Origin of the sequence: Curtobacterium sp. MCLR17_032 (assembly GCF_003234795.2) — a bacterium.
Taxonomy (GTDB): domain Bacteria; phylum Actinomycetota; class Actinomycetes; order Actinomycetales; family Microbacteriaceae; genus Curtobacterium.
On sequence record NZ_CP126268.1, the window covers coordinates 435,056 to 459,180 of the forward strand.

The 24,125-nt window shown below is 72.4% G+C and carries 24 protein-coding genes; 15 read left to right on the plus strand and 9 right to left on the minus strand.

The window, feature by feature from the left end; translation table 11 throughout:
• Positions 1–15 precede the first annotated feature (15 nt).
• The 6 genes from DEI97_RS02140 to DEI97_RS02165 are packed head-to-tail and all read left to right on the plus strand — an operon-like array spanning position 16 to position 5,392.
• Complete coding sequence (locus DEI97_RS02140; RefSeq protein WP_181439327.1) at positions 16–1,074, plus strand: polyprenyl synthetase family protein; 1,059 nt, start codon at positions 16–18, stop codon at positions 1,072–1,074.
• Complete coding sequence (locus DEI97_RS02145; protein ID WP_111075836.1) at positions 1,071–1,994, plus strand: phytoene/squalene synthase family protein; 924 nt, start codon at positions 1,071–1,073, stop codon at positions 1,992–1,994. Before DEI97_RS02140 ends, DEI97_RS02145 begins: the two co-directional genes overlap by 4 nt.
• A complete protein-coding gene (gene crtI / locus DEI97_RS02150) occupies positions 1,991–3,664 on the plus strand; it encodes a phytoene desaturase family protein (RefSeq protein ID WP_111075837.1) in 1,674 nt (557 codons plus the stop codon). The genes DEI97_RS02145 and crtI overlap by 4 nt, the downstream gene beginning before the upstream one ends.
• Entirely contained in the window at positions 3,664–4,038 is a 375-nt protein-coding gene (locus tag DEI97_RS02155; protein ID WP_111075838.1) for a lycopene cyclase domain-containing protein, read from the plus strand. Before crtI ends, DEI97_RS02155 begins: the two co-directional genes overlap by 1 nt.
• The gene (locus DEI97_RS02160; protein WP_181439328.1) at positions 4,035–4,484 is read left to right on the plus strand and encodes a lycopene cyclase domain-containing protein; all 450 of its coding nucleotides are present in this window, start codon (positions 4,035–4,037) and stop codon (positions 4,482–4,484) included. The genes DEI97_RS02155 and DEI97_RS02160 overlap by 4 nt, the downstream gene beginning before the upstream one ends.
• Positions 4,481–5,392, plus strand: coding sequence for a prenyltransferase (locus DEI97_RS02165; RefSeq protein WP_111075839.1), 912 nt, complete (start codon positions 4,481–4,483; stop codon positions 5,390–5,392). The genes DEI97_RS02160 and DEI97_RS02165 overlap by 4 nt, the downstream gene beginning before the upstream one ends.
• A 394-nt stretch (positions 5,393–5,786) precedes the next feature.
• Here DEI97_RS02165 and DEI97_RS02170 read toward each other — a convergent pair whose 3' ends face one another.
• Together DEI97_RS02170 and DEI97_RS02175 are read right to left on the minus strand one after the other, a co-directional pair.
• Positions 5,787–6,527 (minus strand): MBL fold metallo-hydrolase, encoded by a 741-nt coding sequence (locus DEI97_RS02170; RefSeq protein ID WP_111075840.1) that lies wholly within the window; start codon positions 6,525–6,527, stop codon positions 5,787–5,789.
• A 57-nt stretch (positions 6,528–6,584) separates the two neighbouring features.
• On the minus strand, positions 6,585–7,088 hold the full coding sequence (locus tag DEI97_RS02175; RefSeq protein WP_111075841.1) for a MarR family winged helix-turn-helix transcriptional regulator: 504 nt from the start codon (positions 7,086–7,088) through the stop codon (positions 6,585–6,587).
• Between the two features lie 63 nt (positions 7,089–7,151).
• On the opposite strand from DEI97_RS02175, the gene DEI97_RS02180 reads away from it, so the two are divergent.
• The 5 genes from DEI97_RS02180 to DEI97_RS02200 all read left to right on the plus strand — a co-directional run bounded on the left by DEI97_RS02180 (position 7,152) and on the right by DEI97_RS02200 (position 10,936).
• Positions 7,152–7,679: a phenolic acid decarboxylase gene (locus DEI97_RS02180; protein WP_111075842.1), complete on the plus strand. Its 528-nt coding sequence runs from the start codon at positions 7,152–7,154 to the stop codon at positions 7,677–7,679.
• Position 7,680: 1 nt separating this feature from the next.
• Positions 7,681–8,460, plus strand: coding sequence for an alpha/beta fold hydrolase (locus DEI97_RS02185; RefSeq protein WP_111075843.1), 780 nt, complete (start codon positions 7,681–7,683; stop codon positions 8,458–8,460).
• A 173-nt stretch (positions 8,461–8,633) separates the two neighbouring features.
• Complete coding sequence (locus DEI97_RS02190) at positions 8,634–9,095, plus strand: hypothetical protein (protein ID WP_146248218.1); 462 nt, start codon at positions 8,634–8,636, stop codon at positions 9,093–9,095.
• 2 nt (positions 9,096–9,097) lie between these two features.
• Entirely contained in the window at positions 9,098–10,141 is a 1,044-nt protein-coding gene (locus DEI97_RS02195) for a YihY/virulence factor BrkB family protein (protein WP_111075845.1), read from the plus strand.
• Between the two features lie 75 nt (positions 10,142–10,216).
• Complete coding sequence (locus DEI97_RS02200; RefSeq protein ID WP_111075846.1) at positions 10,217–10,936, plus strand: SDR family oxidoreductase; 720 nt, start codon at positions 10,217–10,219, stop codon at positions 10,934–10,936.
• A 90-nt stretch (positions 10,937–11,026) separates the two neighbouring features.
• Here the strand turns inward: DEI97_RS02200 and DEI97_RS02205 are convergent, their stop codons facing one another.
• Complete coding sequence (locus DEI97_RS02205) at positions 11,027–12,673, minus strand: ATP-binding cassette domain-containing protein (protein ID WP_111075847.1); 1,647 nt, start codon at positions 12,671–12,673, stop codon at positions 11,027–11,029.
• Between the two features lie 278 nt (positions 12,674–12,951).
• On the opposite strand from DEI97_RS02205, the gene DEI97_RS02210 reads away from it, so the two are divergent.
• Positions 12,952–13,284 (plus strand): DUF3140 domain-containing protein, encoded by a 333-nt coding sequence (locus DEI97_RS02210; protein ID WP_111075912.1) that lies wholly within the window; start codon positions 12,952–12,954, stop codon positions 13,282–13,284.
• Between the two features lie 27 nt (positions 13,285–13,311).
• A complete protein-coding gene (locus DEI97_RS02215; RefSeq protein WP_111075913.1) occupies positions 13,312–13,734 on the plus strand; it encodes a DUF3151 domain-containing protein in 423 nt (140 codons plus the stop codon).
• 203 nt (positions 13,735–13,937) lie between these two features.
• On the opposite strand, the gene DEI97_RS02220 is transcribed toward DEI97_RS02215, so the two are convergent.
• The 5 genes from DEI97_RS02220 to DEI97_RS02240 form a co-directional block, all read right to left on the minus strand.
• Positions 13,938–17,012 carry a glycoside hydrolase family 2 TIM barrel-domain containing protein gene (locus DEI97_RS02220; protein WP_111075848.1) on the minus strand — a complete coding sequence of 1,025 codons (3,075 nt, stop codon included), beginning with the start codon at positions 17,010–17,012 and terminating at the stop codon, positions 13,938–13,940.
• The gene (locus DEI97_RS02225; protein ID WP_111075849.1) at positions 17,009–17,944 is read right to left on the minus strand and encodes a carbohydrate ABC transporter permease; all 936 of its coding nucleotides are present in this window, start codon (positions 17,942–17,944) and stop codon (positions 17,009–17,011) included. Before DEI97_RS02225 ends, DEI97_RS02220 begins: the two co-directional genes overlap by 4 nt.
• Entirely contained in the window at positions 17,941–19,023 is a 1,083-nt protein-coding gene (locus DEI97_RS02230) for a carbohydrate ABC transporter permease (protein ID WP_111075850.1), read from the minus strand. Before DEI97_RS02230 ends, DEI97_RS02225 begins: the two co-directional genes overlap by 4 nt.
• Positions 19,020–20,378 (minus strand): extracellular solute-binding protein, encoded by a 1,359-nt coding sequence (locus DEI97_RS02235; protein ID WP_111075851.1) that lies wholly within the window; start codon positions 20,376–20,378, stop codon positions 19,020–19,022. Before DEI97_RS02235 ends, DEI97_RS02230 begins: the two co-directional genes overlap by 4 nt.
• 158 nt (positions 20,379–20,536) lie before the next feature.
• Entirely contained in the window at positions 20,537–21,733 is a 1,197-nt protein-coding gene (locus tag DEI97_RS02240) for an MFS transporter (protein ID WP_111075852.1), read from the minus strand.
• A 77-nt stretch (positions 21,734–21,810) separates the two neighbouring features.
• On the opposite strand from DEI97_RS02240, the gene DEI97_RS02245 reads away from it, so the two are divergent.
• On the plus strand, positions 21,811–22,527 hold the full coding sequence (locus DEI97_RS02245) for a GntR family transcriptional regulator (RefSeq protein ID WP_258376765.1): 717 nt from the start codon (positions 21,811–21,813) through the stop codon (positions 22,525–22,527).
• A gap of 109 nt (positions 22,528–22,636) precedes the next feature.
• Here the strand turns inward: DEI97_RS02245 and DEI97_RS02250 are convergent, their stop codons facing one another.
• Positions 22,637–22,795: a hypothetical protein gene (locus DEI97_RS02250; RefSeq protein WP_181439329.1), complete on the minus strand. Its 159-nt coding sequence runs from the start codon at positions 22,793–22,795 to the stop codon at positions 22,637–22,639.
• 169 nt (positions 22,796–22,964) lie between these two features.
• Between DEI97_RS02250 and DEI97_RS02255 the strand changes: the two genes are divergently transcribed.
• Entirely contained in the window at positions 22,965–24,122 is a 1,158-nt protein-coding gene (locus DEI97_RS02255; RefSeq protein WP_111075854.1) for a LacI family DNA-binding transcriptional regulator, read from the plus strand.
• Positions 24,123–24,125 lie beyond the last annotated feature (3 nt).

A 24,125-nucleotide genomic window follows, 5' to 3' on the forward strand; every position in this document is an offset into this window, starting at 1 on the left:
CGATAGATTAGGCCAATGACCGAGGAAGCGGCCACCGTGGCGCACATCGACCTCGCGCTGGTGGATGAGTGCCTCGAGCGCTTCTTCACGGTGTCGAGCGCCCGAGCCCAGGCCTTCGGCCGACCGTCCGAAGAGCTCTGGCGCGTGCTGCGCAAGGCGAGCATGGGCGGCAAGCGCTTCCGACCGCGCATGGTCCTCACCTCGTACACCGCCCTCGGCGGCCAGGACGTGCACGCCGCGTCACAGGTCGCCGCCGCCTACGAGCTGCTGCACACCGCCCTCGTCGTGCACGACGACGTCATCGACCGGGACTGGTCCCGCCGCGGCCGCCCGAACGTCGCCGGCGCGTTCCGCGACAACGCCACGACCGGGGGACTGCCGCTGCCGACCGCCGAGCACCGGGGCACCAGCGCCGCCGTGATCGCCGGGGACCTGGCGCTCGCCGCCGCCCCGCGCTTCATCGAGGCCAGCGGCGTCACCGGGGACCGTCGTTCCCGACTGCTCGACCTGTTCGACGACGCCGTGTTCGCCAGCGCCGCGGGCGAGATGGCCGACGTCGACCTCGCCCTCGGCGTGATGCCCACCGTCGCCGAGGTCCTGCAGATGGAACGGGCGAAGACGAGTGTCTACAGCTTCGAGGCGCCGCTGCAGTCCGGTGCGGTCCTGGCCGGTGCGCCGGAGCCCGTCGTCGCGGCGCTCGGGGCCTTCGGCCGGGAGATCGGCATCGCGTACCAGATCGTCGACGACCTGCTCGGGGTCTTCGGGAACGAGGGCTCGACCGGCAAGACCGCGATCGGCGACCTCCGCGAGGGCAAGCGCACCATGCTCATCGCCTACGCGGCGACCACCGACTGCTGGCCGGACCTGGCGCCCTACCTCGGCGACCCGGACCTGACCGAGGAACGTGCTGCGGGCCTCCGCGCCCTGCTCGTCGAGTGCGGTGCGCGTGACGCCGCCCTCGACCACATCCGGGAGCACACCGCCCTGGCCCGCGCCGAACTCGCCGGCCTGCCGTACGAGCTCGGCTCCCGGCTCGAGGGCCTCGTCACCGAACTCGTGGAGCGCGTCCGGTGACCTCGAGCACCACCGGTCGTCGCCTCCCGCTCTACGACGCCACCGCCGAGGCGGCCTCGAGCGTCGTCATCAGCCGCTACTCGACGTCGTTCGGGCTCGCCAGTCGCCTGCTCACGAAGGACACCCGCGAGCACATCCGGAACGTCTACGCCCTGGTCCGGGTCGCGGACGAGGTCGTCGACGGCCCCGCCACCGAGGCCGGCCTCGACCCGGAGCTCGCCCGGACCGTGCTCGACGAGCTCGAGCAGGACACCGAGCGGGCGATGACGTTCGGCTTCTCGGTGAACCCGGTCGTGCACGCGTTCGCCCGGACGGCCCGGACCGTCGGGTTCGGCAGCGAGCTGACGGCACCGTTCTTCGCCTCGATGCGGATGGACCTCGAGCAGACGGAACACGACCAGGCCTCGTTCGACGCGTACGTGTACGGCTCCGCCGAAGTCGTCGGGCTGATGTGCCTGCGCGCGTTCGTGTACCGCGCCGGCCGCCCCACCTTCGACGACGCGGTGCTCGTCGACGGTGCCCGTGCCCTCGGCGCCGCGTTCCAGAAGGTCAACTTCCTGCGCGACCTGCACGCCGACTTCGAGGTGCTCGGTCGCTCGTACTTCCCGGGCGTCGACGTCCGCAGCTTCGACGAGGCCACGAAGGACCGGCTCGTCGCCGACGTCCAGTCCGACCTCGACCGGGCCGCCGTCACCGTCCCGCTGCTGCCGAAGGACGCCCGGCCCGCGGTCGCCCTCGCGCACGCCCTGTTCCAGGAGCTCAACGACCGGATCGCCGCCACCCCGGCGGACCGCCTGGTCACCTCCCGGGTCCGGGTCCCGAACCCCGTGAAGGCGCGGCTCGCCGCGCGTGTCCTCAGCCGTCGCGGCACCCTGCCCGCGCGCACCGTCACCACCCCACAGACTGGAGGCTCGTCATGAGCCCGACCCACGCCTCCCGTCCGACCGACGCACCGACCACTGCCGCCGCGGCAGCAGCACCGACCAGCGGGCGGGCCGTCCCGGTCCGCCGTGCCGTCGTCATCGGCGGCGGCATCAGCGGCCTGGCGGCCGCCGCCCTGCTCGCCCGCGACGGCTTCGCCGTCACCGTGCTCGAGCAGCGCACCCAGCTCGGCGGCCGGGCCGGCACCTGGGAACAGGACGGCTTCCGGTTCGACACCGGGCCGAGCTGGTACCTGATGCCCGAGGTGTTCGACCACTTCTTCCAGCTGCTCGGCACCAGTGCGGACGAGCAGCTCGACCTCGACGTCCTCGACCCCGGGTACCGCGTGTACACCGAGGGCCGTGACGAGCCGATCGACCTGCGGTCCTCGCGTGAGGCGAACATCGCCCTGTTCGAGTCGATCGAACCCGGTGCCGGTGCGAAGATGGCGAAGTACCTCGACTCCGCCGCCGACACGTACGACATGGCGGTCCGGCGGTTCCTGTACGGCACGTTCCAGGACCTCACGAAGCTCGCCGCCCCCGACGTCCTCAAGCGGATGGGCAAGCTCGCCCGTCTGCTGCTCCAGCCGCTGTCCTCGTTCGCGTCGAACGCCGTGAAGGACCACCGGTTGTGGCAGATCCTCGGCTACCCGGCGGTCTTCCTCGGCACCAGCCCGTACCAGGCGCCGAGCATGTACCACCTGATGAGCCACCTCGACCTGGCCGACGGGGTGCTGTACCCGAAGGGCGGCATCACGCAGGTGATCGCCGCCGTCGAGCGCGTCGCCGAGGCCGAGGGCGCCGTCATCAGCACCGGCGCCACCGTCACCCGGATCGTCGTCGAGGACGGGCACGCCACCGGTGTCGCCTACCGCGACGAAGCGGGGGACGAGCACGTCGTCGACGCCGACCTCGTGGTGAGCGCCGCCGACCTGCGACACACCGAGATGGAGCTCCTCGAGCAGGAGCACCGCACCCACGACGCCTCGCACTGGGCGAAGCGCGACCCGGGCCCCTCCGCGGTGCTCGTGTACCTCGGCGTCGACGGGCCGGTCCCCGGACTGCTGCACCACACGCTGGTGTTCACCGAGGACTGGAAGGAGAACTTCGGCGCCATCTTCGGCAAGGACCGGCACGTGCCGGACCCGGCGTCGATCTACGTCTGCGCGCCCTCGTTGACCGACGACTCGGTCGCACCCGAGGGGCAGAGCAACCTGTTCGTCCTCGTGCCGCTGCCCGCCGACGTCTCGATCGGCAAGGGCGGCGTCGACGGAGCGGGTGACGCCCAGGTGGAGGCGATCGCCGACCGCGCCATCGACGTGATCGCCGAGCGGTCGGGCGTGCCGGACCTCCGTGACCGGATCCGCGTCCGTCGCACGATCGGCCCGCAGGACTTCGCCGACGACCTCAACGCCTGGAACGGCTCGATGCTCGGCCCGGCCCACACCCTGGCGCAGAGTGCGTTCTTCCGTGAGAAGAACGCCTCCACCAAGGTCGACGGGCTCTACTACGTCGGAGCCTCGACGATCCCGGGCATCGGGCTGCCGATGTGCCTGATCAGTGCCGAGGTCCTCATCAAGCGGATCCACGGCGACACCTCGACCGAGCCGCTGCCGACCCCGCTGCGGCGGTCCGTCGACGCGCCGCCGGTACGGACGACGGGCTGATGCCGGGGCTGTACCTCGTCGGCCTCCTCATCGCGATCGCCGGCATCGCGGTGCTCGACGCCCGGTACCGGCTGTTCTTCTGGCGCGCCCCGGTGCGGGCCGCCGTGGTGATGGTCATCGGGCTCGTGTTCTTCCTGGTCTGGGACGTCGTCGGTGTGCACCTCGGCATCTTCTTCATCGGCACGAACGGGCTGCTCACCGGGGTGCTTCTGGCGCCGGACGTGCCGCTCGAGGAGCTGTTCTTCCTGGTGTTGCTCTGCTGGACGACGATGGACCTGTTCGGTGCCGTCCGGCCGGTGGTCGAGCGGCTGCGTGCCCGTTCTGTCGACGGGCCGGAGCAGAACGAGCCGGAGCACCACGAGGGCCGGGCATGACCGGCTCCGCCACGTACGCGCTGCTCGCGGTGCCGTTCCTCGGGGCCGCCGTGCTCGTCGCGGTCCTGGCCGGCGTCGTGTCGGCGCGGCGACGACGAGGCGATCGCCCCGGTGCCCGTGCCGGTGCGCGAGGTCCCCGGTCCGCCGTCCTCGCCGGGGTCGTCGCCGGCGTCGCGCTGCTCGTGATGACCGGCGTGTTCAACAACGTGATCGTCGGACTCGGCATCGTCGCCTACGACCCGGCACGCGTCCTCGGCGCGCGCGTCGGGCTGTTCCCGGTCGAGGACCTGGCGTACTCGATCGGGGCGGTCCTGCTGCTGCCGAGCTGCTGGGTGCTGCTGGAGCGTCCGGGCCCGCGTCCGGGTCCGGGTCCGCGACCGTCTTCGCGACCGGTACGGTCGGACCGCCGGACCGAGCCGTCCCGCAGACCGGAGGAGACCCCATGACCGTGAGCCGCGCCTCCAGGCCGTCGACCCTCCGTGCGCTGTTCGTGTCCTCGCGCCCCATCAGCTGGGTGAACACGGCCTACCCGTTCGCCGCCGCGTACCTGCTCGGCAGCGGGGTCGGCGTCGCCGGGGGTGGCGGGTTCTCGTTGGCCGCGTTCCTCGTCGGGGTCGTGTACTTCCTCGTGCCCTACAACCTGGCGATGTACGGCATCAACGACGTCTTCGACTACGAGTCCGACCTGCGCAACCCGCGCAAGGGCGGCGTCGAGGGTGCCCTGCTCGACAAGAGCGTGCACCGCGCGACCCTCTGGGCCGTGGTCGTCACCAACGTGCCGTTCCTGCTGGTGCTCGTGCTGCTCGGGGGGCCGTGGTCGTGGCTCGCCCTGGCGGTCAGCGTGTTCGCCGTCATCGCGTACTCGGCGCCCGGGCTCCGGTTCAAGGAGAAGCCGTTCCTCGACTCGATCACCTCGTCGACGCACTTCGTGTCCCCGGCCCTGTACGGGCTCGCGCTCGCCGGCGGGCACTGGACCGGGCAGCTCGTCGCCGTCTGCATCGCGTTCTTCGTGTGGGGGATCGCCTCGCACGCGTTCGGTGCCGTGCAGGACGTCCTCGCCGACCGGGCCGGGGGGATCGGGTCCGTGGCGACGGTCATCGGTGCCCGCGCGACCGTCCGGCTGGCGTTCGTGGCGTACCTGGTCGCCGGTGTCACGCTGCTGTTCTCGGCGTTCCCGGGGCCGATCGCGGCGGTCGTCGTCGTGCCGTACGCGCTCAACGTGCTGCCGTGGTGGAACCTCACCGACGCCGGGGCCGAGGCGGCGAACGCGGGGTGGAAGCGCTTCCTCTGGATCAACTACCTGGCGGGCTTCATCGTGACGATGGCACTGATCGGCTTCGCCTTCACGCACTGACGCCCCTGCCGGGGGCTGGGCGGGCACTCAGCGCCGGCGGTTCCGGCGCGCCCCGCTCCGATGGCCGGAGCGCCGAGGTCGCACGACGCGCCGCCGGTGCGCCGCCGAGGTCGCACGAAGTGCCGGACGGGAGGCTCTGGCCCGGCAGATCGTGCGACCTCGGGGACGACGAGGGTGAGCTCCTTCAGCGGGGCCGAGTTCGGGCCGCCGCCGCCGAGGTCGCACGACGCGCCGCCGGTGCGCCGCCGAGGTCGCACGAAGCGCCGCCGGTGCGCCGTCGAGGTCGCACGAAGTGCCGGACGGGAGGCTCTGGCCCGGCAGATCGTGCGACCTCGGGGCACGGGGCCACCCGGCGCACCGGACCCACCCGGCGCACCCGGGCGCCCCGCGCGCGTCAGGCCGCGCCGGCCGCCCGCCGCGCCTGCGCCACCGCGGCCCGCACCCCGCCCGACCAGGCCGGCCCGTGCCCCGGCAGGACGTGCTGGGCCTCGGTGTCGACGAGCAGGTCGAGCGACGCCACCCCGGTCGCCATGTCGGCCGTCGCCGCGGGCGCCACGACCCGCGGCCCGATCCCGCCGGTGTAGGGGTCGAAGGTGACCAGCGCGTCGCCGGCGATCACGGCGTCTCGGTCGGCGAAGTGCAGCGCCACGTGCCCGTCCGTGTGCCCGGGCGTCTCGATGATCCACGGGTTGCCGGGGACGTCGGCGCGGGATTCCAGGGGCTCGACCTCCTCGATGCCGTCGACGGTCACCGCACCCGCCAGCAGCATCCGCCCGAGGGGCCGCAGACCGCCGGGGTGCGCCAGGACGAACCCGAACCGGTTCTGCTGCGGCCGGTACGAGTAGGGGTGCGCCGCCAGCTCCCGGTCGCCCGGGTGCACGAACACGGGCGTGCCCCACTCGCGGTGCATGCGAGCGGCGGTGCCGACGTGGTCGAAGTGCCCGTGCGTGAGGAGCAGTGCCTCGACCCGGTCGGGGGAGTAGTCGAGGTCGTGGACGGCGAGCAGCAGGTGCGGCCAGACGGCGGGCAGCCCGGCGTCGACGACGAGCAGTCGGTCCCCGGTCTCGACCAGGTAGGTGTTGGTGTGTGCGAGCTCGAGGCGGTGGATGCCCTCGGCGACGTCCCGGAACAGCATGCGTCGGACGCTAGGCCGGGCCCGCTGGGCGGGCGTCCGGGATGCTGGCTCGGTGCGTCAGGGACGCGGCTGTCCGGCGGCGTCCGCGATCGCGGCCTGGAGGCGCGTCAACACCGGCACCGCCGCCACCAGCACCGCACGGTCGGCCTCCGGCAGCCCGGCCAGGGCGCTGAGCAGCAGCCGCTCGGCCGCCGCGTCGTACACGCGGAGGCGCTCGCGGGCCAGGTCGGTCAGCCCGACCTCGGTGCTGCGACCGTCGCCACGCGCGAGTCGGCGTTCGACCAGGCCGTCCCGCTGCATCGCGGCGACGAGGTTGCTCACCGTGGAGCGGGCGAGGCCGAGTGCGCGGCCGAGGGCGGTCGGGCTGGCCCAGCCGTCTTCGTCGAGTCGGCGGAGGACCTCGATCTGGGCGTCGGGGACGGCGGGCAGGTCCCCCTCTGACCGGGAGGCGTTGAGGAGCGTCCGGCGGAACGGCCCGACCAGGGCGCTGAGCCGTCGGGCGGCGTCGCGGAGCCCGCGGTCTGCGGACCTGGCCGCGGGGTCACTCGCCGGGGTGCGCACACCCTCAGGGTAGTCGCAGCAGAAGCGATTGCAACAAACGTAGTTGTGGAGCAGGATCGACACATGGACATCACCACGAGCGTCGAACACCCCGAACCCCAGCAGGACCTCTCCGGCATCGTCGGACACCGGTTCATCTACACGTACGCCAACGGCTGGCAGTACGAGATGTACGTCAAGAACGCCACGACGATCGACTACCGCATCCACACCGGCATGGTCGGCGGCCGCTGGGTCAAGGACCAGACGGTCGACCTGGTCGTCCTGACCGCCGGCGTCTACAAGGTGTCCTGGAACGAGCCGACCGGCACCAGCGTCGTCGTGAACGTCGTCCCCGGTGAGCGGGTGCTGCACGGCACGATCTTCTTCCCGCACTGGGTGGAACTCGACGGCAGCAAGACCGTGCTGTTCCAGAACGACCACCTCGACCTGATGCGCGAGCACCGCGACGCCGGCCCCACGTACCCGATCTACGTCGTGCCGGAGTTCGCCCACATCACGCTGTTCGAACACGTGGGCGAGGACGACGAGACGATCGTCGACACGGCTCCCGCGGACCTCCCGGCCGGGTTCGCCGACCGGACCAACTGACGTGACGGCCACGACGGGCCCCGCGCCGATCGCCCTCGACCACCACGGTGCCTCCCTGCGCGGGTGGCAGTGGAACGCGGTCGACGGCGGGACGGACGCGCCCCTGGTGCTGTTCGTGCACGGCTTCGGCAGCAACGCGACCGGCTCACAGCAGCTGTTCGTGCAGGCCGCCCGCGCGCTCGCCGCCCGCGGCGCCGGGGTCCGCTCGTACGACCGGCTCGGCCACGGGTTCAGCGACGGGGACTTCGCCGACATCACGATCGGCGACGAGGTCGACCAGGTCGTCGCGATGGTCCGAGCCCTGGCGACGGACGCGGGATCGCGGCCGGTGCACCTCGTCGCCCACAGCCTGGGCGGGGTCGAGTCCGTCCTCGCCGCGGCCCGGGTGCCGGACCTCGTCGCTTCGTTGACGCTCTGGTCGCCCGCCGGCGTCGTGGTGGACGACATCGTCGGCAAGGACGAGATCCAGGGCCAGCCACTCGCCCCGGCCCGCGAGCGTGGCTGGTTCGACTTCGGGGGCATGGCCCTCGGCACGGCGTTCCTCGACGAGGTCCGCGCCGGCCTCGACGTCTGGGGTCCCGCCTCGGACTACCCGGGCCCCGCCGTCGTCGTGCACGGCACCGGCGACACGATCGTCCCCGTGGAGTACGGCCGCCGGTACGCGGCACTGCTGCCGGGAGCGACGTACGTCGAGGTCGACGGCGCCGACCACGGCTGGTCCTCCGTGCCGTGGCGCACCGGACTGGTCGACCGCCTGCTCCGGACCGTCGGGCTGGCCTGACGCCGCGGGCCTGACACCGGGCCCCGACGCCCGACACCCGGCGACGGCTGTCCCGCAACTGCCCGACACGCCGGGTGCGTCCGCGGGACAGTCGGGTCCCGCACGCGGGACAGCCGGGTCCCACACCCGCGCGCCCGCGGCGGCACACACCGCCGAGCGTGTACTCAGGGACCATGCCCAACGACTCCATGCCCGAGCTCGAGCTCCGGAACGTACGGACCCGGGAGCGCATCGTCGACACGGTCGCGCGCATCCGGCAGAAGTCCGACGTGCCCGCCCGCACCCGGCTCGCGCTCGCGAAGACCCGTCAGCGCTGGCACCGTGACCCCACGCCACTCGTCGCCGTCGCGATGACCGCCGCCGCGGGACTCGCCGCGATCGTCGTCGGCACCCGGATCCGCAACCACCCCGCCGGTCGGTTGGGTGCACTCCGCGAGCCGGCACCCGTCCCGGTGTTCAAGCCGGTGAAGGTCGGCAAGGACGGCCAGTCGAAGGGTGTCCCCGTGTTCGCGCGGAAGGACCCGACCGGCAACCCGGTGTTCCAGGAGCGCCAGGCTGCCGCGAAGCGTCGCAAGAAGGACGCCGCGCGGGCGAAGAAGTCGATCAAGCAGATGACGAAGGCGATGAAGGGCTGACCATGGCGAAGGCATCGCAGAAGCCGTCCCCGGACGACCCCCGGAAGCCGGACAGCCCGACGGACCTCACGAAGCCGTCGTTCACGTACACGCTCAAGAAGACCCTGCGTGAGTTCACGAGCGACCAGTGCACCGACCTGGCTGCGAGCCTGACGTACTACACGGTCCTCGCGCTCTTCCCCGGACTGCTGGCGATCGTGTCCATCCTCGGACTCGTCTCGAACCCGAGCGACACGATCAACACGCTGCTCCAGGTCATCCGGAACGCCGGCGGTGGCGACGTCGCGAAGCTGCTGGAGGAGCCGATCAACGGCCTGGTCCGCTCGCCCGCCGCCCCGGTGACGTTCATCGTCGGTCTGCTCGGTGCGCTGTGGTCGGCGTCCGGCTACGTCGGTGCCTTCGGCCGGGCGATGAACCGCATCTACAACGTCCGCGAGGGGCGCCCGATCTGGAAGCTCCGCCCGACGATGCTCGGCGTCACCGTGACCACGGTGGTCCTGCTGGTCGTCGGCCTGTTCGCCCTGGTCTCCGGCCCCCTGGCACGCAGCTTCGGTGACCTCATCGGCCTCGGCGACGCCGCCGCCCTGGTGCTGTCGATCGTGCAGTGGCCGATCCTGCTCGTCATCATGATCGTCATCGTCGCGGTGCTCTACTACTGGTCGCCGAACGTCCGGCAGTCGAAGTTCAAGTGGGTCAGCGGCGGTGCGATCGTCGCGATCGTCATCTGGATCCTCGCCAGTGTCGGCTTCGGCTTCTACGTCGGCAACTTCTCGAACTACAACGCCACGTACGGCTCGCTCGGTGGCGTGATCATCTTCCTGCTGTGGATCTGGATCACGAACAACGCGCTGCTGTTCGGCGCCGAGTTCGACGCCGAGCTCGAGCGCGGCCGCGAACTGCAGGCCGGCATCCACGCCGAAGAGGACATCCAGCTCCCCGAGCGCGACACCCGCCAGATCGAGAAGCAGGACGAGAAGCGCGCCGAGGACGTCCTGCAGGGCATCCGCATCCGCGAGAGCGCCGGCCGCACCAAGGACGACGACTGATCGACGGCGGCCGCGCGACGCGCGCACGCTCCACCCGGACGGGAGGCGCGGTACCGGTTCCGTAGGCTGGCCTGCGTGACCGACACCGCGCCTCCCGTCTCCGCCCCCACCCCCGACAACGACCGCCCGGTCGCCCTCGTCACCGGCGCGACCCGGGGGATCGGCCGGGCGATCGCCGAGGACCTGGGCCGGACGCACCACGTGCTCGTCGGCGGACGCGACGCCGAGGCGGTCGCCACGGTCGTCGCCGCGCTGCCGAGTGCGGAGCCGTTCGTCGGCGACCTCGGGGCCGGCGACATGCCCGCCGTGCCGAGCTGGGTCGACGTCCTCGTGCACTCCGCCGGCGTCGAGCAGGGCACCCGCGTCGCGGACACCCCGCGCGACACGTGGGAGGCCGTCTTCGCCACCAACGTGTTCGCGGTCGCGGAACTCACCCGGGTCGCGCTGCCGGGGCTCCGGGCCGCGCGGGGGATCGTCGTGACGATCAACAGCGGGTCCGGGTTCACCGCCGGAGCCGGGGGCGGCGTGTACGCGGCGTCGAAGTTCGCGCTCCGGGCGTTCACCGACGCGCTGCGCGAAGAGGAGCGGGCGAACGGCGTCCGGGTGTCGAGCGTGCACCCGGGCCGGACCGACTCGGACATGCAGCGTGCCCTCACCGAGAAGCTCGGCGAGGACTACGACACCGACTACTACCTCGCGCCGTCCGACGTCGCCGATGCCGTCCGGACCGTGATCGACCTGCCGGAGCGTGGCACGGTCGAGATGCTCTCGATCCGTCCGTCCCGCCGGCGCTGATGGCGGGACGGACGGGGCTCGGCGCCGAGCCTCGGCCCCGCGGACGTCCTGCGGCGACGCGGAGCCGAGTCGTGTCCGCCCAGCCGAGCCTCAGGTGAGCTCGATCCGGACGTCGAGGCCGATCCGGTCCAGGAACCCCTCGTCGTGACTGACCACCACGAGGGCACCCCGGTACGCCCGGAGCGCTGCCACGAGCTGGTCGACGCTCGTCAGGTCGAGGTCGTTCGTCGGCTCGTCGAGCACCAGCAGCTGCGGCGGCGGGTCCGCGAGCACCAGCCCGGCCAGCGCCACGCGGAACCGCTCCCCTCCGGACAACGTCCCGACGGCCCGGTCGACCACGTCCCCGCGGACCAGGAACCGGGCGAGTCGGTTCCGCAGTTCTGCCGGTGCCACGTCGGGCGCGGCACGCCGGACGTTCTCGAGCACCGAGGCATCGTCGTCGAGGGTGTCCTTCCGCTGCGGCAGGTAGCCGACCCGATCGGTGTGCGCCTCGGCGGACGTCCCGGGCAGCGGGTGCTGGCGCGCATCCGGCAGCCCGACGAGCTGGTCGAGGAGCGTCGACTTCCCGACCCCGTTGTCCCCGGCGACGGCGACGCGCTCCGGCCCCTGGACGACCGTCGCCCGACCGCGGACCGTGATCGTCGCGATGCGCCGGGAGGCCGGGACGCCCGGGTCCGGCAGGTCCACGCTGATCTCGTCGTCGGACCGCAGCCGGCGGCCGGCCTCCTGCGCCCTCGTCAGCGCAGCCGCCTCGGCCGACGCCGAACCGGAGCGCAGCCGTCCGGCCGTGGCCTCGGCCCGCTTCCGCCGCTCGTTCGCCAGGATCTTCGGCACGGACGACGCTGCAGCCGCCCCGGCCCTCGCCCGGCGCGCGATGGTCGTCTCGGCGTCGATCCGCTGCCGCTTCTCGACGCGGTGCCGCTGCTCGGCGACCCGGACCTCGCGGGCGACGGCGGCCTGCTGCACGGCGAGGTGCTCCTCGAACGCCGAGTACGTCCCGCCGAACACGGTCGCGTCGCCGTCGCGGAGCTCGACGACCTCGTCGACGTGCTCGAGCAGTTCGCGGTCGTGGCTCACCACGACGAGGGTGCCGCGCCAGGAGTCCACGAGGTCGAGCAGCACCGCCCGGGCGCGACGGTCGAGGTTGTTGGTCGGCTCGTCGAGGAACGCGATCGGCCGGCCGCGGAGCCGGATGCCCGTGACCGCGACGAGCACCGCCTGACCGCCCGACAGGGTCTGCACCGGCCGGTCGAGGTCGTCGGCGCCGAGTTCGGCCCCGGGGCCGAGGTCGAGCGCCGCCAGCGCCGCTCCGGCCCGCTCCTCCACGTCCCAGGCGTCGCCGACGGCCTCGAACTGCGCGGGGGTTGCGTCCCCGCCGAGGACCGCGCGGAGCGCCCGGACCTGGGAGCCGACCCCGAGCAGGTCCGCGACCGTGTCCGGGGTGGTGGGGCGTGCCTCCCAGCCGGCAGGTGGGGACGCGACGGACGGGAGGCGCGGCACGGCCCCCTGGACGCGCTGCGGCAGGTGGTCCACCGGTCCCGTCGTCGTGACGGTGCCGCTCATCGGCGCGAGCTGGCCGGTGACGAGGCGGACGAGGGTCGACTTGCCGGCGCCGTTCCGCCCGACGAGCGCGGTCCGACCGCGGCCGAACGCGGTGCTGAGGTGGTCGAGCGCAACGGTGCCGTCGGGCCAGGGGAAGGAGACGTCGTGCAGGACGACGGAGGGGGTGACGGGCATGCGGGTGCCTTCCGGTGGTCGTGCGGGCGCACGACACCGTCAGCCGCGAGGGCGGCGGTCCCACCGGTCGGCGGGCGAGGTCACGGTGTCAGCGCAGGGACAACGGCTGCTGTGGCGCAGTGCCGGTGGTCTCGCGCAATGCCGGATCCGTTCCCGTCGGGAGGCCCCGTGGCCGCCACCCGTGCCGCCGGTCGGTCGTCCCGCACCGGGGCCACGCGGTGACGACGGGGTACGACCCACCGTACGACCGCGCAGTCGTGCCGCGCAAGATGTCGGACATGGCTGACGACGAGAAGCAGACCCGGGACGACTTCGCCGACGCGGTGAACATGACCGCCTCGCAGCTGGAGGACTGGCTGGACTCCGACGAGTCGAAGGAGGTCGGACAGAAGTCGTCCGGCGCGTCCGAGTCGACCGGGCACGAGTCCGGGCGGCACATCGTGCGGATCCTGCGGAAGAAGCAGGGCGAGTACACCGACGACGACTACGCGCACATGCGGAAGGTCGTCGGGTACGTGGCGCGGCACTCGTCGCAGCGACCCTCCGGTGACGTCGAGGACACCCGGTGGCGGTACTCGCTGATGAACTGGGGCCACGACCCGCTGAAGTGAGCAGTCTGCTCAAGTAGCGTGGCGGGCATGCCGGACAACCTGCTCCCGAACCCCTCGACCAACCCCGAGACGCTGCTGGCCGCCGAGCCCGAGGTGGACGCAGCCCTGGCGGCGGACGCACCCGTCACCTCCGTGGTGGTGTCGTACCCGGCGTCGAGCCTGGCGTGGGCGCTGCTCGCCGACGAGGCGTGGGCGCGCGGTGCGACCGTCGAGTCCTACGCGTACGCCCGCGTCGGGTACCACCGCGGCCTCGACGCGCTCCGGAAGGCCGGGTGGCGCGGTGTCGGGCCGGTGCCGTGGTCGCACGAGCCGAACCGGGGCGTGCTGCGCTCCCTGTTCGCCCTGCGTCGGGCGGCCGAGGCGATCGAGGAGCCGGGCGAGGCCGAGCGGCTGACGCAGTTCCTCGACGGCGCGGACCCGTCGGCCGCCGAGGCCATCGCGCGCGGCTGACGCGCGGCGCGGCTGCGGCGCGCCGCGCTTCGGCGCGCTTCGCATGCGCACAACAGAAGCCCGTCCGAACCGGGGGATCCCCCGGTTCGGACGGGCTTCTGTTGTGCGGCGCCTGCTGGCGCCAGCGCCAGCGCCAGCGCCAGCGCCAGCGCCAGCGCCAGCGCCAGCGGCGGCGGCCGGCCGGCCGCCGCCCGCGCCCCGGCCTACGCCAGCAGGACGCTCCAGCTCCGCGCACTCGGCCACAGCTGGTGCTCCGGCAGGACGTCGAGCCCACACGCCCGGCTGCCGAGCCCGTGCTGCGCGTCGTCGAGGTACAGGTACAGCGCGTCCGGCTCCGGCAGCTCGTGCGGGTGCCCGGCACGCCCGACCTGTTGCGCGGTCCACGGCGTCAGGGTGAACCCGGCGCGGTGCCCCGAGCCCGGCGCCGGCACGGTCGTGACCGTGAAGGGCCCCACCGTCAGCGACCGCAACGAGGGCCGGTGCCCGGTCTCCTGCGGCATCGAGTAGCGCGTGGTCATCGCCGAGACCGGAGCCTCGAACCGTCCGACCCGGGCCGCGTGCGATGAGTCCGCGTAGGACTCGTCCGGCCCGGTCCCGAACCACGAGGCCGTCTCGGACAGCAGCGCGGCGGGCAGGTCGATCCGCACGCCGACCCGCGGCCAGGTGACGTCCCAGCCGCCGAACGGCACGGCGTCGGTCCGCAGCAGCAGTCCGGCGTCGGTCAGGGTCCACCGGTGGGTGACCTCGACCCCGGCCCCGCTGTTCGCCGCCCCGACCCGGACCCGCTGCACGAGCCCGTCGTCGGTCCGGTCCACGGACACGAGCCGGTGGGTCAGCCGGTCGAGACCACGGGCCTCCCACTTCGACGCCGACGAGGGCGCCATCGGGTCGCCGACACCGAGCGTCAGCTCCGGATCGGCGGTCTCGTACCCGCCCTGCGAGGCGCCACGGTCGTTGTCCGTCGGCGCCCGCCACAGCTCGAGGCGGGGCCCGGCCACCGCGTGGCCCTTGAGCGTCGCCAGGTCACCGCGTGCCGTGAACGTCGCGTCACCGAGACGGTCGCCCTGCCACCCCACTCGGGAGGCCCGCACCACCTCCGCCGCCCGGCTCGCCACGAGCGTCTGGGTGCGTGCGACCACGTGCCCGGTGTCCGCCCAGGCGGTGGGCCCGGCGAGCTCCGCGACGACGTCGAGCCACAGCTCGTCGCCCGGCGCCAGGGCGTCCGCATCCGCCCGCGCTGCCGCGAGCACCTCGTCGGGCACCGGCACCGTGGCGGACTGCCGTGCGGCGACGATCCCGGGCGCGAACCGTCCGGACGCCTCGACGACGCCGTTCCGGCAGAGGGTCCAGCAGAACCGCAGTCCCGCGGTCGACGCCGAGTGGTACCGGTTCTCGACCAGGACGGTCCCGCCGCCGGCGATGCTCGAGCCGCCGAGGGGTGAGACGGACAGACGCACCGGGGCGACGACGGCGGCGAACTCGGCGAGCCCGGGCGTCGGGGTGTCGTCCGGCAGCACCAGGCCGTCCATCACGAAGTTGCCGTCGTGCACGACCTCGTGGAAGTCGCCGCCGTACGCGTGGTACGGGGTGCCGTCGGGCGTGTGGGCCAGGAGTCCGTGGTCACGCCACTCCCACACGAAGCCGCCGTGCAGCCGGGGGTAGCGGTCGACCAGGGCCTCGTACTCGGCGATCTGCCCGGGGCCGTTGCCCATCGCGTGCACGTACTCGCAGTGCAGGAACGGCTTCGACCGCTGCCGTGCCGCTTCGGCGGGGCCGCAGCCGAGCAGGGGAGTGGCCGGACCGCCGCCGATCGACTCGGTCTCCTGCAGCGTGGGGTACATCCGCGAGTAGACGTCGGTGTACTCGCCCGTGTAGTCGCCCTCGTAGTGCACCGGACGCTCGGGGTCTCGGGCGTGCACCCACTGCGACATCGCCGCGAGGTTCCGCCCGGTACCGGACTCGTTGCCGAGCGACCACATCACGATCGAGGGGTGGTTCTTGTCGCGCTCGACGGTGCGGGCGATGCGGTCGAGGTACGCGTCCTCCCAGGCGGGGTCGTCGGAGGGGTTGCCCTGCCAGCCCTGGAACTCGAAGCCGTGTGTCTCGAGGTCGCACTCCAGGATCACCCAGAAGCCGAGTTCGTCGGCCAGGTCGAGCACGCGGGGATGCGGCGGGTAGTGCGAGGTGCGGATCGCGTTGACGTTCGACCGCTTCATCAGCGCCATGTCGGCGCGGGCGTGGGCCTCGTCGAACACCCTGCCGCGCACGGGGTGCGTCTCGTGCCGGTTGACGCCGTGGAACACGACGCGCTCGCCGTTGACCAGGAACCGGTCGCCGACGATCTGCACGGTCCGGAACCCCAGGCGGAGCGACACGGTCTCCCCGGCAGCACCGCCGCCGGCAGCGCCGCTGCCCGACGTCAGCGTCGCGTCGTACAGCCGCGGCAGCTCCGCGCTCCACGGCTCGACGCCCTCGACCGTGATCGGGGCGACGTCGTCCGCGGAGTCCCACACCACGGACACGCCGAGCTCCGGGACGGCGAAGCGCACCGGGAACACCGCGTCGAGCGTCGGCACCGAGATCGTGCCCGTCCCGGTCGAGGGCCGGCCTGACGCAGCGGTCCCGGCGGAGGCCGCGTCCCCGAGCGTCGCGGTCCACCCGGCCCGGACGAACACGTCGTCGATCGGGGCGGCCGGACGGGCGAGCAGGGTGACGTCCCGGAAGATGCCGGGCAGCCACCACTGGTCCTGGTCCTCCAGGTACGAGGCCGCCGACCACTGGTGCACGCGGACCCGGAGCTCGTTCGACCCCGGCCGGAGCATCGACGTCACGTCGAACTCGGTGGCGAGCCGGGACCCGGTCGACCACCCGACGAGCTCCCCGTTCACCCACACCCGGTAGTGCGACTCCACCCCGTCGAAGCGGAGCAGCACCCGCGCGGCCCCGTCGAACGAGTCCGGCAGCGTGAAGGTCCGGCGGTGGTCACCGGTCGGGTTCTCGTCCGGCGGGTGCGGCGGGTCGACCGGGAACGGGTACTGCACGTTGGTGTAGCTCGGCGCACCGTGACCGTGCAGGACCCAGTGCGACGGCACCGGGAGTGACCCCCACCCGTCCGGGTCCTCGAACCCGGGGGCGTCCGCCACCGGGGACCACCGGAAGTCCCAGTCGCCGTTGAGCGACAGTGACGGAGCGTCGGTGTGCAACCAGGCACGTGGTGCCCGGCGCGATGCCGATCCCGGTGTGGTCGAGTGCAGGTCGTCGAGTGCGGCAGAGGTCAACCCTTGACCGATCCTTCCGTGAGGCCCCCGCGCCAGAAGCGCTGCAGGACGATGATGGCGATGACGAGCGGGATGACCGAGACGAGCACCCCACCCGTGGTGAGCTGGTAGAACTCGGGCAACCGGTCCACCTGGGCTCGCCAGTTGTTGAGTCCCAGTGTGATCGGGTACAGCTTCTGGTCTGCCAGCATGATGAGCGGCAGGAAGAAGTTGTTCCAGATCCCGACGAGCTGGAACAGGAACACGGTGACGAGCGCGGGTGTCAGCTGGCGCAGCGCGATGGTGTGGAAGATCCGCAGTTCACTCGCCCCGTCGAGCCGTGCGGACTCCATCAGCGCCGTGTCGATCGACGCCGAGGCGTAGACCCGGCACAGGAACAGCCCGAACGGCGAGACCAGGCTCGGGATGAGCACGCTCCAGTACGTGTCGGTCAGGCCCATCGTCGAGAACAGCAGGAACAGCGGCAGTGCGGTCGCTGTGCCGGGGACCAGGACGCCGCCGAGGATCGTGCCGAACACGAGCTGCCGGCCGCGGAACTCGTACTTCGCCAGGGCGTACCCGCCGGCCGCGGCGAAGTAGGTCGCCAGGACCGCCCCGACGCCGGAGTACAGGACGCTGTTCGCGATCCACCGGACGAAGATGCCGCCGTCGTAGGTGAAGACCGCCTGGATGTTGCTGAACAGGGCGAAGTCACCGCCGAACCAGAACCCGTTCGTGGCGAACAGGGCGCCCGTCGTCTTCGTCGCGGCGATCACGACCCAGTACAGCGGCACCAGGAAGTACAGCGCGACGACGACCAGGATCCCGGTCACCACGATCTGCGACCGCGGCGAGCGGTCGAGCTTCCGTCGCTGGTGCGCGGTGATCGACGTGGTGTCGACCGGCACCGCGGTCTTCGCCGTGGCTGGCGCTTCGACGGCTTCGCTGGTCATCGTTCAGTCCCTTCGGTCGTCGCGACACGACCGGCCGGGAGGCTGCGGTCGGCTTGTGTGGTGACCGTGCTGCCCGCCGCAGCGCGCGTCTGGAGCGCGCGCCGAGCCTCCAGGCCGCCCTTGCGGGCCCGCTTGCGCTGGTCGCGCTCGTCCTTCGGCCGCCGGTTCGTCAGCGCCAGGAACGTGAACGACAGGATGAACGCGGCCAACGCGATGATCACGGCCTGCGCGCTCGCGACGCCGTACTCGTTGAAGGCGAACGCGTTCGTGTACGCGGCGTAGTTCGGCGTGTACTCGGTGTCGATGGCGGGGGCGACCGTCGACAGGATCTGCGGCTCGGCGAAGAGCTGCAGTGTGCCGATGATCGAGAACACCGTCGTCAGCACCAGGGCCGGCGCGATGAGCGGGATCTGGATCCGCCAGGCGACCTGGAAGGGTCCGGCGCCGTCCATCTTGGCGGCCTCGTACACCTCGCCGGGGATCGACTTCAGCTGCGCCACGATGATGAGCATGTTGTAGCCGGTGTAGGTCCACGTGACGATGTTCGCGATCGACCACAGCACGCTGTTCGCGCCGAGGAAGTCCGGCTGCAGCCCCATCGACTGCAGCAACGACACGATCGGCGACAGCCCGGGCACGTACAGGAACGACCAGAGGATCGTCGCGATGACGCCGGGGACCCCGTACGGCATGAAGTAGATGGCCCGGAAGAAGCCCGGCCAGCGGGCGCTCGCCGACTCGAGCAGCAGCGCCAGGATCGTGCAGGCGATGATCATCACCGGCACCTGGACGATGCCGAACAGCAGCATCCGGCCGATCGAGGCGACGAAGCCGTTGTCGTTCAGCGCCGTGACGTAGTTGTCGAAGCCGGCGAACCGGCCGGTGACGCCGTCCTCGCCGAACAGGCCCTTCCGGTCGACGGTGGTGAAGCTCTGGAACAGCGCGCTGATGATCGGGATGACGAACGTCAGCGCGAAGAGCGCCAGGAACGGTGCGAGCAGGATCCACGGGGCACGCTTCTGCGCGCGGGTGGCCTTGGTGCTCGTGCGGAAGGCGGGGGGTGTCTGCTGCGTGGTCATCGTGCCGTCCTGACGCTGAGGCCCTTTTCCTTGAAGGACTGCACGATCTCGGCCTGGGCGAGCTCGACGGCGTCCGAGAGCTTCAGCTTGCCGGTGATCTTGCGGCGGAACTGGTCCTGCAGCGACGTGAAGGCCGACTGCGTCACCGGCGACCACGACCAGTCGATGTTCTGCTCCTTCGCGGCGGGGGCGAAGACCTCTTCGTTGTAGTTCTGGCCGGAGAACCACTCCGACGGCTGCTCGCGCTGGGCGCCGATGTAGTCCTTCGCGGGGGACCAGCCGATGCCGCAGTACTTGATCATCGCGTCCACCCCTTCCTTCGAGGTGGTCATCCAGGTGATGAACTCGAGCGCTTCCGCGGGGTGCTTCGCGTTCGCCAGGACCGCGGCGCTGGACCCGCCGATCGCACTCGAACCGAACCCGGACGCGTCCCACTTCTGCATCGGTGCGACCTTCCACTTGCCCTTGCCGCCCTGGATCGACTCGATCAGCGCGTCACCCCAGCTGGCACTCGTCACCGCGGCGATCCGACCGCTGGCGCAGGCCGCGTACCAGCCGGGGGAGTACGCACCGGCGCTGGTGTCGACCAGGTCGTCGTCGATGCAGCCGTCGAAGAAGTCGGCGACCCGCATAGTGGCGTCGTCGGTCATGTCGACGACCCACTCGTCACCGTCGACCTTGAACCAGCGGGCGCCGGCCTGCTGGGCGTAGGCGGCGAAGGGCGAGGCGTCGGCGACCGGGAACACCTCGAGGAAGTTCCGCTTGCCGGTCTTCCGGACCTTGTCGGCCAGCACCTTCCACTCGTCCCACGTGGTCGGGGGTTCGCCGCCGGCCTGCTCCAGGATCGCGGTCTGGTAGTAGAAGCCCATCGGGCCGGTGTCCTGCGGGATGCCGTAGACGCCGTCGACGAACTCGACCTGGGCCCAGGCGGCCTCGTCGTACTCCGACTGGAAGTCCTTCGCGCCGTACCGGGCCAGGTCGACCAGGCCGTTCGCGAGCATGAACTCGGGGATCTGCCGGAGCTCGACCTGGCCGATGTCGGGGCCGCCGCCGGCCGCGAGCGCGGAGTACATCTTCTGGTACCCGCCGGCGGTGCCGCCGGGGATCCAGTTCGCGGTGACCTGGATGTGCGGGTGCGAGGCGTTCCACACGTCGCACACCTTCTGCAGGTCCTTGAGCCAGGCCCAGTAGGTGATCTGGACCGTCTCCCCACGTGCGGCGGCCGGCACCAGTGCCGACCGGTTCACGTTGGTCGAGCCCGGCACCGCGCACCCGGCGAGCAGACCTGCTGCCGCCGTGCCGATGCCGAATCCCAGCAGGGATCGTCTGGACAGTGGTGTTGGTGATGGCGTCATTGCCGTGCACCTCCGGTTCGTCGTCGGATCGGGGTTGCACGACACCCAACCACAGAACCGAACGACGGTGGGGATTCGTGCCGGATTCGTGACCGGACGGGAGACCCGTGGGGACGCCGCCACGGGCCTCCCGTCCGTTCCGGGTCGCGCCGGGCGTCTCAGTCGTGCGAGCGGTCCGACCGCGGCACGAGCGGCAGCGCGAGCACCGGCAGCGCCGCGACGAGCAGGAACGACCCGGCGAACCCGACCAGCCCGACCAGGGCGCCGATGCCCGGGCCGACGATGCTCGCCGCGATGAACTGCCCGGTGTTCTGCGCGCCCAGGGCCCGGCCGGACCAGGCGGGGCCGGCGGCCTCGGCGACCGACGTGTACGCCAGACCGTTGTCGGCGACCGTGACGCTCGTCGCCACGACGAGCACCACCGCGGCTGCGGGCAGGTGCGCGGCGTCGACCAGGGCCAGCACCGCCATCACCACGGCGGCCGACACGGCGACCACCCGCAGCGGCCCGACCCGGGAGCCGACGTGGTCGCTCCACGAGCCGACCAGGATCCGGCCGATCGCACCGACGAACTGGGCGGCTCCGACCAGCAGTCCGGCTGCGGACGTCGACCAGCCGAGGGTGACCAGCCAGACCAACCCGTACGTCGACAGGGTGAACTGCGGCACCACGAGCAGGATCGAGACCGCGTGGATCCGCCAGAGGAAGCCGGTCGCGCGGTAGGGGTTCGTGGTCGCGCTGGTCGGGTTCGACGTGTCGGCGGTGGTGGAGCGCTTCCGCGTCGGTCGTGGCGGGTCGGCGATCCCGAACGCGCACGACACCGCGAGCACCGCGCACAGCAGCACCGGCAGGACCAGCGCGCTGCGGATGCCCGACGCCTCGGCGAGCTGCGGGACCGTGACGGCCGCCAGGGTCACCCCGAGCGGCTGCGACATCTGCCGGATCCCCATCGCCAGACCGCGCCGCTCCTTGGGGAACCACCCGACGACCACCCGGCCGCTCGCCGCGTTCGTCGAGGCGCTGGTCATGCCCGCCGCCAGGAACGCGACCCCGAGCAGCACGGTGTCGTCGCCGGCCAGCCACGCGCCGGCGACCGCGAGGGTGGTGAGCACCAGTCCGCCCGCGATCACGATCCGCTCGCCGATCCGGTCGGTCACGGCGCCCCAGGCGATGAGCGTCAGGACCATGCCCGCCGTCGGGGCCGAGGCGAGCAGTCCGGCCTGCGCGAGCGACAGGCCGTTCGCGTGCAGGTACGGGATGAGCAGGGCCGGCGCCGTCACGACGAGGGTCCCGGCGGTCTGCGCCAGGACACCCAGTGCGAGCACCACCCAGGCGCGTGCAGGTGTCCGGACCACGCGCTCCCCGTCTCGACTCGGCTGGTGTACCGGAACGGTATACCAACACGCGTCGGACGGCACTACGCTGGATGCCCGTGACCGAACCGACCGACGCAGCACCCGTGTCGCAGACGGCCCAGCTCTACGACAACCTCCGCGCCGCGATCCTGACGCTCGACATCGCGCCCGGGGAACGCATCTCGGAGCGCGGGCTCGAAGCGCGTTTCCACGCCTCGCGCACCCCCGTCCGTGCCGCCTTGTCGCGCCTGGAACGCGAGGGGCTCATCCTGCACGAGGGGCGTTCGTGGACGGTCACCCCGATCGACCTCGACGAGATCGCCTCGCTCGCCGAACTCCGCGGTGTCCTCGAACCCGCCGCCGCCCGGCTCGCCGTGGCCCGTGCGCAGCCGGAGGCGCTCGCCGAGGTCCGTGGGCACCTCGATGCCCTCCGTCCGACGCCGGACCAGCAGGCCGGCATCACGATGGGGTCGACGTTCCACCTGGACCTGGCAGCCCTCGGCGGCAACCGGTTCGTCACCGACGCGGTGGCCGACGCCCTGACCCGACTCGAGCGCACGCGGTGGATCGAGGTCCGCACGCCCGAGGCCCGCGACGCCGCGTGGCAGGAGCACAGCGACATCCTCGACGCCGTCCAGCAGGGCGACGCCGACCGTGCAGCGGAACTGGTCGCCGCCCACGTCGCGGGGACGAACGACCGGCTGCTGGGCTTCATCGCCCAGGAGCGGCGTCGGCTCCGCGGCGCGGGCATGGCGATCGTCGGCGCGCCGGAGCGGCTGGCCGCCGGCGCCTGACGGGCTGGCCGCCGGCGCCTGACGGGCTGGCCGCCGGCGCCTGACGGGCTGGCCGCCGGCGCCTGACGGGCTGGCCGCCGGCGCCTGACCGGCTGCTGGCGTGCGCTCGCTACTCGACGAGCGGACGCTCCTCCGTCCCGTCGAGCTGGGCGGTCACCCACGACAGGTGCGAGTCGTGGTCGTGGTCGAGGAGCGCGTCGCGCACCTCGGCCTCGTCGGTGGAGAGCCGGTACGCGTCCCTGCGTCCGGACGGAGTCGACTGTGACATCTGATCGTCCTTCCCACTGCTGGTGTGCAGGACCTGCCGACAGGGCAGGCCCTGCTGATCCGGCTGACCGATCGACCGGCCAGTCCCGGTTGGTCGGGCCAGTGTCGTCCTGCGCGCCCCGGTGCGCAAGACCCCGCCGTGGACCTGTGCAGAACCGACGCTGCCTAGGATGGTCGGCGTCGCCGGGCAGGCCGCCCGCGGCTCCGACCGCGACGGGAGGCACGGCGTGACCACGCAGGGCACCGCACCTCCCACGGTCTACGACGTCGCCTCGGCCGCGGGCGTCTCGATCGCGACCGTCTCCCGCGTCCTCCGTACGCCCGACGCCGTCCGCGAGGGCACCCGCGACCGCGTGCAGGCCGCGATCCGCTCCCTCGGCTACGTCCCGTCCGGCAACGCCCGCGCCCTGGCCGGACGACGGACCGGCGTGGTGGGGCTGCTGCTGCCGGGGTTCGACGTCGTGCCGGACGAGCGGCCGGACGTCGTCACCGACGGCGGCGTCCGCATCGTCGACGACCGTCGGCACGTGACGCAGCCGACGTCCTCGAACCTGTACTTCGACGAGGTCCTGCGGGGCGCCGAGACCGAGGCCTGGCAGCGCGGCCTGGCGCTCATGGTCGCGGCCGGACGTGGTCCGTCGCGGGACGTCATCGTCAACGACGTCGCCGGCCGGGTCGACGGGTTGGCGGTCCTGGCGCAGACCGTGCCGGACGAGCTGCTCGAACACGTCGCCCGCCGGATCCCGGTGGTGGTGCTCGCCGACGACCGGCGCTCGCGCGGCTTCGACTCGATCAGCGTCGACAACGCCGCGGGCATGCGGACCCTCGCCGCCCACGTCATCGGTCGGCTCGGCATCCGGTCGATCGCATACGTCGCCGGGCCCGTCGACTCCCCGGACGACCAGGAGCGCACCGCCGGGTTCAAGCGTGCGCTCGAGGACCACGGCCTGGCGTCGGCCGCGGTCCGGACCGTGCACGGCGACTTCGGCCGGGTCCGGGCGCGGGAGCTCGCCCGCACCCTGCTGGACGAGCGGGTGCCGCGGGCGATCGTCTGCTCGAACGACCAGTCGGCGCTCGGCGTGCTCGACGCGGTCCTGGCGCGCGGGCTCCGGGTGCCGGACGACGTCGTGGTGACGGGGTTCGACGGCATCGATGCCGGGCGGTACTCGGTGCCGCGGCTGACCACGGTGCACCAGCCGATGGGGGACCTCGGCCGCGCAGCCGTCCGGGCGATCGTCGACCGACTGGACCGCCGTGACGGTCCGCCGCGGGCCGTCCGGCTGCCCGTCGAGGTGCTCCTGCGCGAGAGCTGCCCGCCGTCGATCTGAGGC